At 37.9% G+C, this 15,699-nt stretch carries 13 protein-coding genes; 12 read left to right on the top strand and 1 reads right to left on the bottom strand.

Features of this window, described 5'->3' with window-relative positions; all coding sequences use genetic code 11:
• Positions 1 to 48 precede the first annotated feature (48 nt).
• From M1D60_RS11170 to M1D60_RS11200, 7 genes are all read left to right on the top strand, one after another.
• Entirely contained in the window at positions 49 to 900 is an 852-nt protein-coding gene (locus M1D60_RS11170) for a patatin-like phospholipase family protein (RefSeq protein WP_456279224.1), read from the top strand.
• A 311-nt stretch (positions 901 to 1,211) separates the two neighbouring features.
• Complete coding sequence (locus M1D60_RS11175) at positions 1,212 to 3,395, top strand: malate synthase G (protein WP_456279225.1); 2,184 nt, start codon at positions 1,212 to 1,214, stop codon at positions 3,393 to 3,395.
• Between the two features lie 66 nt (positions 3,396 to 3,461).
• Positions 3,462 to 4,217 (top strand): fumarylacetoacetate hydrolase family protein, encoded by a 756-nt coding sequence (locus tag M1D60_RS11180; protein WP_456279226.1) that lies wholly within the window; start codon positions 3,462 to 3,464, stop codon positions 4,215 to 4,217.
• Positions 4,218 to 4,260: 43 nt separating this feature from the next.
• Positions 4,261 to 5,040, top strand: coding sequence for an IclR family transcriptional regulator (locus M1D60_RS11185; RefSeq protein ID WP_456279227.1), 780 nt, complete (start codon positions 4,261 to 4,263; stop codon positions 5,038 to 5,040).
• Between the two features lie 203 nt (positions 5,041 to 5,243).
• Entirely contained in the window at positions 5,244 to 7,028 is a 1,785-nt protein-coding gene (locus M1D60_RS11190) for a S9 family peptidase (RefSeq protein ID WP_456279228.1), read from the top strand.
• Positions 7,029 to 8,094: 1,066 nt separating this feature from the next.
• Positions 8,095 to 8,589: a DinB family protein gene (locus M1D60_RS11195; protein WP_456279229.1), complete on the top strand. Its 495-nt coding sequence runs from the start codon at positions 8,095 to 8,097 to the stop codon at positions 8,587 to 8,589.
• Between the two features lie 71 nt (positions 8,590 to 8,660).
• A complete protein-coding gene (locus M1D60_RS11200) occupies positions 8,661 to 9,080 on the top strand; it encodes a universal stress protein (protein WP_456279230.1) in 420 nt (139 codons plus the stop codon).
• A 176-nt stretch (positions 9,081 to 9,256) separates the two neighbouring features.
• Here M1D60_RS11200 and M1D60_RS11205 read toward each other — a convergent pair whose 3' ends face one another.
• Positions 9,257 to 10,630: a hypothetical protein gene (locus M1D60_RS11205; protein ID WP_456279231.1), complete on the bottom strand. Its 1,374-nt coding sequence runs from the start codon at positions 10,628 to 10,630 to the stop codon at positions 9,257 to 9,259.
• Between the two features lie 346 nt (positions 10,631 to 10,976).
• Between M1D60_RS11205 and M1D60_RS11210 the strand changes: the two genes are divergently transcribed.
• Genes M1D60_RS11210 through M1D60_RS11230 form a run of 5 tightly spaced genes read left to right on the top strand, consistent with a single transcriptional unit; the run spans position 10,977 to position 15,696 of the window.
• On the top strand, positions 10,977 to 11,423 hold the full coding sequence (locus tag M1D60_RS11210; RefSeq protein ID WP_456279232.1) for an Lrp/AsnC family transcriptional regulator: 447 nt from the start codon (positions 10,977 to 10,979) through the stop codon (positions 11,421 to 11,423).
• A 30-nt stretch (positions 11,424 to 11,453) separates the two neighbouring features.
• Positions 11,454 to 12,668: a M20 family metallopeptidase gene (locus M1D60_RS11215; RefSeq protein ID WP_456279233.1), complete on the top strand. Its 1,215-nt coding sequence runs from the start codon at positions 11,454 to 11,456 to the stop codon at positions 12,666 to 12,668.
• A gap of 33 nt (positions 12,669 to 12,701) precedes the next feature.
• Complete coding sequence (locus M1D60_RS11220; protein WP_456279234.1) at positions 12,702 to 13,715, top strand: ABC transporter ATP-binding protein; 1,014 nt, start codon at positions 12,702 to 12,704, stop codon at positions 13,713 to 13,715.
• A complete protein-coding gene (locus M1D60_RS11225; protein ID WP_456279235.1) occupies positions 13,712 to 14,725 on the top strand; it encodes an ABC transporter ATP-binding protein in 1,014 nt (337 codons plus the stop codon). The genes M1D60_RS11220 and M1D60_RS11225 overlap by 4 nt, the downstream gene beginning before the upstream one ends.
• Before the next feature lie 20 nt (positions 14,726 to 14,745).
• Complete coding sequence (locus M1D60_RS11230) at positions 14,746 to 15,696, top strand: ABC transporter permease (protein WP_456279236.1); 951 nt, start codon at positions 14,746 to 14,748, stop codon at positions 15,694 to 15,696.
• Positions 15,697 to 15,699 lie beyond the last annotated feature (3 nt).

Raw genomic sequence — 15,699 nt, forward strand, 5'->3', positions numbered from 1 at the left:
CTCTTATTTTTTTGCAGTTGAAATACAATAAGAAAAGGAGGGGATTACATGTTGGACGTTGGATTAGTTTTAGAAGGCGGTGGGATGAGAGGCCTCTATACAGCTGGGGTCCTTGAATTTTTTATGGAGAAGGATTTATATTTCCCATATGTAATTGGTGTTTCTGCGGGTGCCTGTATGGCGGCTTCTTATTTGTCTAGACAGAAGGGCAGAAATAAAAAGGTGAATATTGATCTAGTTAGTGACCCGCGCTACCTTTCTTTTCGAAATTTACTCCGCCAACGTGAGATTTTTGGAATGGATTTCTTATTTGATGAGGTGCCTAACCGGATTGTTCCCTTTGACTTTGATACCTTTAAAAATGGATCGGAAGAGTTTTTGGTAGGAACCACTGATTGTCAGACAGGGGAACCCATCTATTTTAACAAAAGAGAACATGGTGAAAATATGCATAAGATTATTCGAGCATCAAGCTCTGTACCCTTTATCTCTTCTTGTGTTCACTATGAGGATAAACAATTACTCGATGGAGGTATTGCTGATCCGATCCCCATCAAGAAATCACAAAATGATGGCATGGATAAAAATATTGTTGTTTTAACAAAGCGGGCTAAAAGTAAAAAACAGCCGAAAATATCCACACTTATCAAATATAAAGATCATCCTAAAATTCAAGAGGTCCTCCAAATCCGCCATCATATATATAATCAAACCATTTCTTATTTATATTCTGAAGAGAAAAAAGATCATGTCTTCCTCATTCAACCTAGTATGGACCTACCTGTAAGTGCAATCGAAAGAAATCAAATTAAACTATACCAGCTATATATATTAGGATATATGGATGCTAAAAGACAGTATAAAGAGATCTTGCAATTTGGAGATCGTCAACATATTTAAATTAGCTAGCATTCGTGATGTTGGAATTTTTACTCAATTCAAAATAATAATTGAAAAAAGAGGTAACTAATGGTTTAATTTAGGTAATTAATTAGTTGCTTTTTTTATTTAAAATTAGAAACGGTGTTTGTTATTACGAAACAAAGGGGTGTGTAGATGGTTGTTTAAGGAACAATTAAATGAATCGATTCCCACATTGCTTTAATTAGGTAGACTGTATTGAATTATGAGCTTTTATCATGGTAAAATTTTTTTATCATATATTAAAACGTTGTTTGGTAATAGGAAACATTCAAAAGGAGGAGTTTTTAATGAATCAATACGTAAAAGTAGGAAAACTTCAAGTAGATTTAGGATTTTTTGAGTTTATTAATGGTGAAGTTCTTCCAGGTAGTAATGTTGAAAAAAATCAATTTTGGACAGGATTAGAGGCTTTGGTTACTGAGTTAACCCCGAAGAACAAGACTCTATTAGCTGAGCGAGATGAGTTACAAGAGAAAATAAATCAATGGTATAAGAACAATAAAGAGTCTTTTAGTTTTGAAGATTACAAGACTTTCTTAACTGAAATCGGCTATTTAGAACCAGAAGTAGATGATTTTACAATCACTACGAAGAATGTAGATGAGTCGATTTCTGTTCAGGCTGGACCTCAGCTTGTCGTTCCTGTTAATAACGGTCGATATGCGATTAACGCAGCAAATGCAAGATGGGGAAGTTTGTATGATGCACTATACGGGACAGATGCCATTAGTGAAGAAGAAGGAGCAACCCGAAGCGGAGGTTATAATCCTATTCGAGGCGATAAGGTCATTCAATATGGTAGAGAATTTTTAGATCGAGTCTATCCATTGAACGTTCAGTCTCATATGGATGCCGTCCAATATTCAGTTTCTACTAATGGATTGCTCACTGTTACTTTATCAAATGGAGTCACAACAGGACTTGTTAATGAATCTCAGTTCGTAGGTTATCAAGGTGATGCTGAAGCTCCGTCGGCGGTTCTTTTAATAAATAACGGCCTTCATGTTGAAATCCAGATTGACCACAGCCACCCAATCGGCAAGACAGATGATGCGGGTGTTAAAGACCTATTAATGGAATCTGCTATCACAACCATTATGGATTGTGAAGACTCTGTAACTGCGGTAGATGCAGAGGATAAGATTATTGTGTACCGGAACTGGTTAGGGTTAATGAGAGGAGATCTTGCTGCTACCTTTGAAAAAGGCGGTAGAACAATGACACGTACATTAAATCCAGATCGAAAGTACTCGACTCCTTCTGGTAATGAGTTACTATTACCTGGGCGTTCACTAATGTTCGTTCGTAATGTTGGACACTTAATGACGAATAGTGTGATATTAGATGAATTCGGTCAGGAAATTCAGGAGGGTATTCTCGATACAGTCGTTACGAGCTTAATAGCCAAGCACTCTCTTTTAGGTAATGGTCCCTATCAGAACTCATCTAAGGGGTCGGTTTATATTGTGAAGCCGAAAATGCATGGGTCAAAAGAAGTAGCCTTTGCAAATGAGTTGTTTGATAAGGTTGAGAATTTACTTGGCTTAGAACGAAATACTTTAAAAATTGGTGTGATGGATGAAGAACGTCGTACCAGCTTAAATTTGAAAAATTGTATACGTCAGGTTAAGGACCGTGTAGTCTTTATCAATACAGGTTTCCTGGACCGGACAGGAGATGAAATTCATACGTCAATGGAATTAGGCGCGATGATCCGTAAGAATGATATGAAATCGACTAGTTGGCTCCAGGGTTATGAAAAATCAAACGTTTTTGTTGGTTTAGCAACTGGATTCCAAGGTAAAGCTCAAATTGGTAAAGGAATGTGGGCCATGCCAGATCTAATGGCAGAAATGATTAAGCAAAAGGTGGGTCATCTTCATGCAGGTGCAAATACTGCTTGGGTCCCATCACCAACTGCAGCAACACTTCATGCCTTACATTACCATGAGGTGGATGTCGTTGAAATTCAAAATCAGCTTGTTACACAACAAAGTGATTTAAGAAATGAGATATTGCAGGTTCCAGTAGCTGAAGCACCCAATTGGAGTGCAGATGAAATCCAGCAGGAGTTAGATAATAATGCACAGGGAATCCTTGGTTACGTGGTGCGCTGGGTTGAGCACGGTGTAGGGTGCTCAAAGGTTCCAGACATTAATAATGTTGGGTTAATGGAAGACCGAGCAACTTTACGAATTTCAAGTCAGCATGTAGCAAACTGGTTACATCATGGAATTTGTACGAAGGAGCAAGTGCTAGAAACCTTACAGAGAATGGCGAAAGTAGTGGATGAACAAAATGCAGGGGATCCTGAATATCGTCCGATGGCACCTAATTATGAACAGTCGATTGCTTTCCAAGCTGCTTGTGATCTTGTCTTTGAAGGATATAACCAGCCTAACGGTTATACGGAACCCATCCTCCATAGAAGACGCATTGAGGCAAAGGAAAAGTTTGCTGTTCAAAAATAAATTTGTAAAAGGGGCATGATTTAGTGCCCCTTCCACCATTAGTAGAAAAAGAGAGGGGAATATTTTATGAAATTTGCAAGATTCTTAGCCAATAATGAAACGTATACAGGTGTTTTAACGGAAGAAACCATTAAAGTTATAAGTGGAGATCTATTTTCGAATTGGGAGTATACAGGTGATACATATAAGTTAGCGGAAGTTAAACTACTTGCTCCAATAGAACCCACTCATATTATTGGAATTGGGGCGAACTTTGTTACAAAGGTAGAGGAACTGCCTAGTGAACTACCTGAAATTCCAGTCTTCTTCTTTAAACCGACGACCTCTGTTATCGGCCCGGAGGATGAAATAATCATCCCTAAAGGAATTGATGATGTCAAATTCGAATCCGAACTTGCTGTTGTTATTGGGAAGAAAGCAAAAAATGTCGAGGAAGCTAATATATTAGATTATGTTTTTGGATATACAATTGGAAATGATGTGACGGCCCCCCAGTTTTTTCATGAAGCGGGACATTGGGCAGTTGGAAAGGCATTTGATACTTTTACACCACTAGGACCTGTCATTGAAACCGAGTTGGACCCTTTCCAGGTTAGGGTTGAAGCTTATTTAAACGGTGTTGAAAAGCAGAACAGTGGTACGGAATTAATGATTGTTCCTATCAAAAAAATGCTTTCCTATCTATCACATGTGATGACACTACAACCAGGAGATGTAATCCTAACAGGAAGTCCGGTTGGTGCTGAAATGGTAGGAGAAGGTAATGTAATTGAATGTACGATAAAAGAAATTGGAACATTGAAAAACTCTTTTATAAAATAAAAGAAAAATGTGGTACTGTAAGAATTTCCTGAGGTGATTGTTGATGGATCGAGATAATATGGTAAAGTCTGTGAGTAGGGCATTAGATATTTTTCACCTTGTCAGTCTGAAAAAAGGTGGACTAGGAGTTACTGAAATTGCTAATCAAATGGATATAAATAAAAGTTCTGTTTATCGAATCCTGTCAACGTTAGTCCAATATGGATATGTCGAACAAGATGAGGAAACAGGGCGATATAAACTCGGTTACAAATTCCTAGAAATCAGTACAAAGCTTCTTGAATCCATTGATTTGAGGACTGAAGCAAGACCATTCCTACAAGAGCTTGAAAGGGAAACCAATGAAGTAATTCACTTGGTAGTGTATGATCAGGGTGAAGTAGTTTATATTGAAAAGCTTGACGGTACCCAGACATTGCGTACACATTCAAAGGTAGGGAAAAGAGCACCTATGCATTGCACTTCAGTAGGAAAAGCAATCTTGGCCAATTTACCATCTAGTATCGTTTTGGATATATTAGATCGTAAAGGATTACCGATGCATACGGATAAAACGATAACAGATAAAGATGTCTTTCTTCAAGAATTGGTCAAGGTTAAACAAAATGGGTATGCACTCGACCAGGAGGAAAATGAGAACGGCATTTCCTGTATGGCGGTTCCTATTTTTGATCATCTAGGTAAAGCAATAGCAGCTATGAGTATTTCCGGTCCGACGATTCGGATGACTGGTGAGAGAATGGAGCATCTTCAGGGAAAAATGAAAAAAATGGGCCATGAACTTTCAACTAGGCTTGGTTATTCGTCTAGTTCCCTCGGATGATAAAAAATGAACCAAAAATATGAATCGAGTACAGATTCTCTTGTTAGAGTCTGTACTTGTTTTTTTAGTTGATTATGAATTTATAAAATGGATATTTTTTACAAAATAATTTAGAAACCGAAGTGAAAAACAACCTAATCATGGTGGATTATCGTATAATGATAATGAGTGTTAAATCTTTTAGAAAGCAAGGTGTTGAGAGAATGAACTTTAAAAAGCCAGATGTTGAGAATTTCTTTAGAACATTTGCCATTCAGAATTTTGCCGTAAGTCCTGATGAAAAGCAGTTAATTCTTAGCACGAACCTGAGTGGAAAGTACAATCTTTGGGGAATGGATTTACCCAATCAGTTTCCATATCCATTAACTTTTATAGACCAAAGCTGTCAAGAACTTACATATGATCGTGAAGGTAGATTTATTATTGCGGGCTTCGATCAAGATGGGGATGAAAATACACAGCTATATGCTCTACCAACACAAGGGGGCGAGCTTAAGGAGCTACGTGTTCTAGAGGGTCATCGTCATATGAACCCGATCCTATCAAAAGACGGGAAAACCATTTATTATACATCCACAAAGGAAAACGAAACTTATTTAAATTCATATAGCTACGACTTTGAGGCTGATCAAGAAGTAAAAATTAATGAGGGTAAAAAAGCTGCTACGTTTTTAGTAGATGTGAGTCCAAACGAGCAACTATTTGTCTATCAAATGCTTTTTGCTAATACATACACGCTTGCCTTTGTAGAGATTGATGGAGAAGAGGTACTATTAACACCTCCGACTGAGGCGCAGCACACCGTTTCTAGTGTTGTGTTTACAAGCGATACAGAAGTCTATCTTTTAACAAATTATGAGGATGATCATAGCTACTTAGCTAAATTTGATATCCAAACAAAAGAATTTACAAAAGTGTTATCTCTTGATAAAGAGGACCTTTCAAACCTTAAATTCAATAAAGAATTAAATCAATTATTTATCACTAGCTCTAGTGGCGTGGAGGATAAACTTTATCAATATGACCTAGCTAATGGTTCATTATCAACGATTGAAAAGCCTGTCAGTGTGATTGAAAAGCTTGTTGTGACAAAAGCGGGGAATTTATATGTTCTTGGTCGTTCTGCGACGAGTCCATTAAATATTTATAAGCGTTCTGCAAACGAACAGAACTGGGTAGCTTGTACAAACCTTGCTGTTCCAGGTGTTGCTGAAAGTGAACTAGTTGAGCCTGAAGTCATTACGTATCCTTCTTTTGATGGTTTAGAAATTGAAGCATTATTTTTTAAAGCTAGAGAAGAAGTTAGTAACGGGCATGTCATCCTATGGCCACATGGTGGACCTCAAGCTTCTGAGCGGAAATCATTCCGAGCATTGTTCCAGTTCTTGGTGAATCGTGGATATAGCTTATTTGCTCCAAACTTCCGTGGTTCTTCTAACTATGGATTATCTTTCATGAAGATGGTGGAAGGTGACTGGGGTTATGGCCCAAGACTTGATAATGTCGAAGGGTTAGAATGGATGATTAAGAATGGCTACGCCGACCGTGAGAAAATTCTATTAATGGGCGGTAGCTTTGGTGGTTATATGGCGTTATTACTACACGGCCGTCATCCTGAATATTTCAAAGCAGTGGTTGATATTTTCGGTCCTAGTGATTTATTCTCATTTATCGACTCTGTACCGGAACACTGGAAGCCAATCATGAATCAGTGGGTAGGCGACCCTGTGAAGGATAAAGAAAAGCTTACTGAATATTCACCAATTACTTATCTTGAAAATATGACGAAGCCGATGCTTGTTATTCAAGGAGCCAACGACCCTCGCGTTGTAAAGGCTGAATCAGATAAGATAGTAAAAGCACTTCAGGATCAAGGTGTTAATGTTGAATATTTAGTCCTAGAGGATGAAGGTCATGGCTTCTCTAAGAAAGAAAACGAAATTAAAGTTAATCGTACCATTCTAGAGTTTTTTGATCGGTTTATCTAAATAGATTGGGTTGATTGTAATTAAGAGGCGTGAATTCTGGGAATTCATGCCTTTTTTCTGTTTTAGTAGCAAAGGGCTACATGTATATATTATTTAGGTTTGATGGATGAAGGCCAAAGCTTGTATGGAAAGTAGGGGGAAAGTCCTTCATAAGGGGGATGAAGGCCAAAGCTTGTATGAAAAGGAGGGGAAAAGTCCTTCATAAGGATGATGAAGGCCAAAGTGTGTCTGGAAAGCAGGGGAAAAGTCCTTCATAAGGGGGATGAAGGCCAAAGCGAGTTTGAAAAGCAAGGGAAAAGTCCTTCATAAGATCGATGAACACCCGTACCAGCAAAAAAAGCAAGCAAAAGGTCGTTCATAAGACCGATGAACGCCCGAACCAGTGAAAAAAGCAAGCAAAAGGTCGTTCATAAGTCTAATGAACGCCCGAACCAGCAAGAAATGCAAGAAGAAGGTCGTTCATAAGTCCAATGAACGCCCGAACCAGCGAAAAAAGCAAGCAAAAGGTCGTTCATAAGACCAATGAACACCCGAACCAGCGAAAAAAGCAAGCAAAAGGTCGTTCATAAGACCGATGAATGCCCGAACCAGCGAAAAAAGCAAGCAAAAGGTCGTTCATAAGACCGATGAACACCCGAACCAGCAAGAAATGCAAGAAGAAGGTCATTCATAAGACCCATGAACGCCCGAACCAGCAAGAAATACAAGAAGAAGGTCGTTCATAACACCGATGAACGCCCGAACCAGCGAAAAAAGCAAGCAAAAGGTCATTCACAAGACCAATGAACGCCCGAACCAGCGAGAAAAACAAGCAAAAGGTCGTTCATAAGACCGTTGAACACCCGAACCAGCGAAAAAAGCAAGCAAAAGGTCATTCATAAGACCGATGAACACCCGAACCAGCGAGAAATACAAGCAAAAGGTCGTTCATACTAACCCCAGTTCGCAGGTGTCCGTTTATTGAAACAAGATTAATAAATTTATAGATTTTTCCGATTATTCTTTAACCATTATGAGCTTAGATGGTATAATTTACTAAAGTGAAGTTACTAAGGGGGCTCTTTTAATGAATGATAATGAACAAATTAGAGAAGATTTGATTAAAAGTGTAAGCGGATTCACAGATCAACAGTTAAATGAACGTGTTGATGAGGATAACTGGTCGATCATGCAGAACCTTGAACATCTGCTCTTAATGGAGCGTCTAATTACGAGTTCCATTTCTTATCAATTAGCTAATGAGAATAGTAAACCGACCCAGCCAAAGCCTATTCATTTTACGATTAATCGCTCTAGAAAAGTAAAAGCCCCATCTAATCTGGAACCTTCTAGTGCGTTTATTAGTTTGACAGAAATCGTAAATAAGCTTTCTGAATCAAGGGAGAATCTTATACAAGTCGTTAAAGATGTGAGTGATGAAGTTCTCGAAAATAAATCGTTTGACCATCCGATTTTTGGAGGATTAAGTTTAAAGCAATGGGTTGAGTTTATAGGTTTTCATGAGAAAAGACATCTTGAGCAAATCGAAGAAATTAAACAACAGTTAAAAGCCACCAACTAGTTATTCGTTGGTGGTTTTATAGTAATAGATTACAAAGGTCGTAAAAAAATAATAAAAAAGGAGAATGTAAGATGTACAGAAAAATATTACTAGCTGCTGATGGTTCTGAACACTCTAAACGAGCTGCAGAAAAGGCTATCCAATTAGCTAAATGTAGTCAGGATTCCAGCATAGTAGTTGTCTATGTTGTTGATCCAGGACGTGCTAAGTCAGACGTGTTATCAAACTGGAATTCTACTGATGTTCAAGGTGCTAGAAAAGAAAGAGTAAAAGAAGTTGAATCGAAAATAAAAGAAGGAGGCGTGGCATATCATCTAGAAGTGCTTCATGGAGATCCTGGACCCACGATTGTAGACTTTGCAAATAAGAAAAAGTTTGATGTAGTGGTCATTGGAAGTAGAGGATTAAACGGTTTACAAGAGTTTGTGCTTGGTAGTGTTAGCCATAAAGTAGCTAAGCGTGCTAATTGCCCAGTATTAATAGTCAAATAGTTAGGTTGATCTATTTGTTGTTATGAAAAGTTGCAAGGCTATGTTAATAGTCCATTTATTAATTATTTCTACAACAAAATGTAAGCGTTATCATAGGACGGGAAATCCATTTGAAAATCCTCTACGATAGTAGGACTTTTAAATGGATTTTTAAATTAAGATTTACTATCAAATTATTACAACCATCCCATTATTAAAAAACAAAAGGTAACAGATGTTAAAATTGCTGCAAGTAAAATTGAGAATAGTACGTTTTGTTTAATGATAGCAAGGGGTTGTAAATTCATCAAACGAGAAGTCATTAATACCTGGCCTGAAAAGGGCGACATTTGAGTAGCGGATGTCCACGCAATCAAGAGGATAAGTGCCATATATTCAGGACTAACACCAAATTTTTCAGGTGACAGTGAACTGCCAATCCCAATCACAATAATGACAGGATGAATGCCAACTAGGGCTAACAGAATGGTGAGGAGCACAATATAAATACTTAATAAAAAAATGGACCCTAATGAGGCATTGAATAGCATATTCGAAATAAAAAAACCGACATCAGTTTGAGATAGTGCCATTCCAAAGAATCCAGCACTAATGAAAACAGCTAATTCATTTTTTAATCGAACAAAAGAATACTGAACTTGTGAAGATACATCCTGTACAAATGGTCTAAATACTTTTGTAAACAGTGCCCAAATGAATGGGAGTGTGATTGCAAGTAAGGAAACGACTGTAATCATATTAACAGGTAGCAAGTAATCTAGTAAGAAGGATAGAGAAATTAAGACCACACAAAATATAAAAAAGGGTTTAAGCGATTGTCTGTAATGAGATGAGGAAGTACGCTTATTATTCTCAATGATTGGGTCATTAGAAAACTGTATTCTTTTAAATAAAATCCAACTAATTAATAGTGAAATAATTGCTAAAATAAAACCAAAACCACCAATATCAAACCAGGATAAATCAAATAAAACAAGGATAAGTCCAATATTTACAAAGTAAGGTGACCATAGCATACAAAAGCCAAAAGCTCTCATAATGTTTAAAGTTATTTTTTTATCTTGATAATATGAAAAGCTTTCAGTAGAAATTCTTTTTACAATCGCAATAGAGCCATAATTTAAAATCACCCCCGTCATAGCTGTTAAAAAATAGCTTAAGCGATAGGGATGCTGGGCTCCAGTAGCTTCTTTTTCTTGCACTTTTTCCTTTAATGCTGATAAATAACCTGAAGAAGACATAAAGGTCCCAATAATGGGGATCAGTAAAAATAAGGATAATAGATTCATATTTTCACCAAATCCAATGATTGCCTTAGTAATTGGAACAGATTGAATGATTAAACAAATAGTTCCGATCAAGATTAAGGTGCTAATGATGATTCGATTGGCAACAGAAATATAAAAATATGAGAAGATTAATAAAATAGCACCTAAAACACTATATGTATATTCAAGAATGCTACTCAAAAAAAAGTTAGATATCACATATAACACGGTTGTTACATAACAAAGTACACCTAAAATACGTGATGATCGTTGTAGTTCCATATTCCCCTCCTTAAAACTTTCTTCAAAACAGCTGGTTCCCTTTATATTATCATGAACTCCATCCTATTTTGTTACAAAACCACTTTTTAAGCTCCATTTTAATATGAAATCACAAAATTACCACATTATTACATATTTGTCTATATGCATAATTATAAATAAAATAATATTGTAAATTTTCTAAAAATTGGTTGATTTTTCAAGAAACCTGTTTTATAGTACTAACAATAGTTTCATTTTTCAGTAAATTAATGATCATTAATTACTCAAATATGAGAAGTCTTGTTACATATTCTACGAATTACATCCAAGATTAACGCCTTCTATACGAAAGGGGGTAATTTCCTTGAATGGTCAGATCGATGACTTAGATAGGGGAATTATAAAATGCCTATCAGCAGATGGAAGAATGTCCTTTACTGAAATAGCGACACAGTTAAATGTCACGGAAAAAACAATAAGGAGTAGGTATAAAAACCTATTAGACCATGAAATCATGCAAGTAGTAGGTGTTGTCAATCCTACTGCAATTGGTGTTAAGGCTGGAGCTATTATTGAATTGAAGGTCGAATTGGTAGCGTTGGAATCGGTCATTGAAGATTTGAAAGATCTAAAAGAGGTTAGATTTATTACCACTGTTTCAGGAAAATATCAGCTAATTATACAACTTGCTGCCCCTACTCACGATGACTTATCTGTAAGCTTTAAACGGATTCGAAATATCCAAGGAATAGTAGAGATGAATAGCATCATTCAACTTCAAGTGTATAAAAATACATTTCAGTATATTTAGACTATTAAAAATATAAAAGGATGTGTTTTAATGCTAGAACATTGGAAAGCAAGTTTAGAAGGTTTATATGATCAGATGGTTGAGTGGAGAAGAGACTTTCATATGCATCCGGAATTATCGTTTCAAGAGGAAAAAACTCCTCAAAAAATTGCCGAATATTTAAAAGGTCTTGGTATTGAAGTGAAAACGGGAGTTGGTGGACGAGGGGTAGTCGGCACAATCCGAGGTGGAAAACCTGGAAAAACGATTGCCCTACGTGCTGATTTTGACGCACTCCCTATCAATGACGAAAAGGATGTCCCTTATAAGTCTACCGTACCTGGAGTCATGCATGCATGTGGTCATGATGGTCATACTTCCACACTTATGGGAGTTGCTAAGGTATTATCTGAAAACCGAGAACATTTACATGGAAATGTTGTACTTATCCACCAACATGCAGAAGAACTAGCACCAGGTGGGGCAATTGCAATGGTGGAGGATGGTTGTTTAGAAGGGGTAGACGTTGTATTTGGAACACACTTAATGTCAAACGCTCCATATGGAGGATATGCCTATAGAAAAGGTGCAATGATGGCAGCTGGTGATGCTTTCGTTATTAAGATTCAAGGTAAGGGCGGTCACGGGGCTTCACCACATGAAACAATTGATGGCATAGCCATTGGTACACAAGTGGTTAACCAGCTTCAACATATCGTTTCAAGGCAAATCAATCCATTAAAGCCAGCTGTTGTTTCAGTAGGGTCTTTTCATGCAGGAGCTGCCTTAAATGTAATTGCTGATTCAGCTGAAATAAAAGGTACTGTTAGAACATTTGATCCCGAAGTTAGAGACCATATTGAAAAAGAAATAAAACACATTGTGGAAAGTGTATGTTCAGCTTTTCATGCAAGCGCAGAAGTTAGCTACAAAAGAGGATATCCTGCTGTAGTTAATCATGATAAAGAAACAGATGTTTTTGTAGATGTCATGAAAAAATCAGTTGGTGTAGAGGGTTTAATGAATATTGATCCTATTATGGGCAGTGAGGATTTCGGATACTTTATACAAAATAAACCAGGTATGTTTTTCTTTACTTCAGCAGGAAATGAGGAGATTGGTGCGTGTTACCCACATCACCATCCTAAATTTGATTTTGATGAAAGAGCGATGGTAATGGCTGGGAAAGCACTCCTATCGATTACCCATCACTATTTAGTAGAGAAGGAGAATAGTGAAGAGAAGTTTCTAGCTGAGCAGGCGTAAGCAGAATAGATAAAGCAAGGGGGGGGCGAAAAAGTGGGAGAGTATTTATTGAATGTTGACAAGCTTCAAACTGTTTTCAGAACAGGGAAAGGAGAGGTGACTTCAGTAGAGGAAGTAAGCTTCAAGCTTAAGCCAGGTGAAACCATCGGAATCGTTGGAGAGTCTGGTTGTGGTAAGAGTGTTACATCACTATCCATCATGAGGCTCCTTGGAAAGCATGGATTGGTAAAAAACGGTTCCATTCATTTTAATGGAAAGGATTTAGCCAAGATTCCTGAATCAGAAATGAGAGCTATACGTGGGAATGAAATATCAATGATTTTTCAGGAACCGATGACTTCTCTTAATCCTGTATTTACAATCGGAAATCAGTTAACTGAAGGAATAAGACTTCATATGAAGCTAGGCAAAAAAGAGGCAAGGAACTATGCGATTGAAATGCTAAGTAAGGTAGGAATCCCTAGACCAGATGCAATTATGGATGAATATCCACATGCCTTATCTGGTGGGATGAGACAGCGCGTTATGATTGCGATGGCACTATCCTGTATGCCGAAGCTCCTGATTGCAGATGAGCCGACAACAGCTTTAGATGTTACGATTCAGGCGCAGATCCTAGAGTTGATGAAGAAATTAAGGTCACAATCCAACACCGCTATTGTGTTAATCACTCATGATTTAGGTGTTGTTGCGGAGATGGTCGACCGGATTATCGTGATGTATGCAGGTCAGGTTGTAGAAGAAGCCGATGTTTACACTTTATTTGATGACCCGAAGCATCCTTATACTAAAGGTTTAATAGGTTCCATTCCACATATTGAATATGATGCAGAAGAAAGGCTTGTTTCCATTCCAGGTGCTGTTCCAAGCTTACAAAACATGCCTTCTGGCTGTAGATTTCATACTAGATGTGAATTTGCAACCGAACGCTGTGTACAGGAGCAACCAAGCTTAATTCATACAGATGAGTATGAAAACCACAAAGTACGCTGTTGGTTGGTGGAGGAAAGTAACGTAGATCAACCAGGGGAGGAGGTCCAAATATGAGTGTGCAATCAGTCATTGATGTGGAAGAAGCAGGCACAAAGACTGCCCCTTTGTTACAGGTTCGTGATTTAAAACAGCATTATCCAATTACAAAGGGAATTCTATCTAGAACAGTGGGGCACGTAAAAGCTGTTGATGGTATTTCATTTGATATTTTTCCCGGTGAAACCTTAGGCCTGGTTGGTGAGTCTGGCTGTGGGAAATCAACGACAGGGCGAGCGATTGTTCAGCTTGAGAAACCGACTGAAGGGGAAATCCTTTTTGATGGCCAGAACTTAACGAATCTATCAGTCTCAGAGATGAGGAAGGTCAGAACGGATTTGCAAATTATCTTCCAAGATCCTTATTCTTCCTTGAACCCTAGGAAGCGAATTGGTGATTTGCTCAGTGAACCCCTTTTATTCCATAAGCTTGCCAAGCCTTCTGAGGTGAAAAAGAAAGTAGCAGATATTTTAGAAATTGTTGGATTACCAAGGTCCTATAGTAGTCGTTATCCACATGAGTTTTCTGGTGGACAACGTCAGAGAATAGGAATTGCTAGAGCCCTTATTCTAAATCCAAAATTAATAGTTTGTGATGAACCTGTATCTGCACTCGATGTTTCCATACAAGCTCAAGTGTTAAATCTATTAAAAGATTTACAGAAAGAGTTTAAGTTAACATTCCTTTTTATCGGTCATGGATTAGGTGCCGTCAAGTATATAAGCGACCGAATTGCCGTTATGTACTTAGGTAATATCGTGGAAATAGCCACTACAGAAGAAATCTTCAAAAAACCAAAGCATCCTTATACGAGTGGATTGCTCAGCGCTTACCCTATTCCAAATCCCCATATGCGAGGACGTGAAAGGGTCGTGATTGAAGGGGATGTACCAAGCCCGGCAAATCCACCTAAGGGGTGTAAATTTCATACCCGTTGTCCGTTTGTTCAAAACAAATGTATTGAGGAAGCGCCAGCTTTAACGGGAGCCAATCACTCCGTTGCCTGTCACTTTCCATTAAACGAATAGGAATGAAGGGAGGGTAAAAAATGTTTCAGTATATTATTCGACGAGTGTTAATAGCCATTCCGGTATTGATTGGGGTAACCATCTTTAACTTTTTCATTATTAATCTAGCACCGGGTAATCCGGTTGATATGTTTGTGAATCCAAACATGTCAGAAGCTGATAAGGAAGCAAAAAAGGAAGCACTTGGATTAAATGATCCATTATGGGAGCAATACGGCAGGTGGATGGGGAATATGGTACAGGGTGACTTTGGCTATTCCTTTGCCTCATACGAGCCTGTTATGAATAATATTATGGACCGGATGGGACCAACCATTTTACTTATGGGAGCAGCATTAATTATTGCCTATCTTATTGCCATTCCTGTTGGAATTCTGAGTGCGACGAGACAATATTCCTTTATTGATTATTTAACCACTTCTGTATCATTTTTAGGTATATCGATTCCGAACTTTTTCTTAGGTCTAGGCGCAATCTATGTTTTCTCTATTGTATTTAAGATTCTTCCAACAGGTGGAATGACTACCCTCGGCTCCTCTGGAGGTTTTATGGATGTATTTATGCACTTAATCCTTCCGGCCACTGTGCTAGGGACTGCGATTGCAGGAAACATGGTTCGTTATGTTAGATCCAGCATGCTAGAAGTTTTGGGTCAGGATTACCTCAGAACCGCACGTGCAAAAGGATTACGTGAGTTTCTAGTAAATAATAAGCATGCTTTAAGAAATGCATTAATTCCAATTGTCACAGTAATAGGATTAGATATTCCGATGTTGATTGGTGGAGCGGTAGTAACAGAACAAATATTCCAGTGGCCAGGGTTAGGTCAGTTAACAATTCAGTCAATTGGTTCACGTGATTATCCAACACTAATGGCTCTGAATTTCTTAGCTGCATTTACAGTCTTGTTTTCTAACCTTTTAACTGACGTCATGTACTCAGTTGTGGATCCTCGGATTAAATACAACTAAGGG

The sequence above is a fragment of the Bacillus sp. AK128 genome (assembly GCF_053903075.1).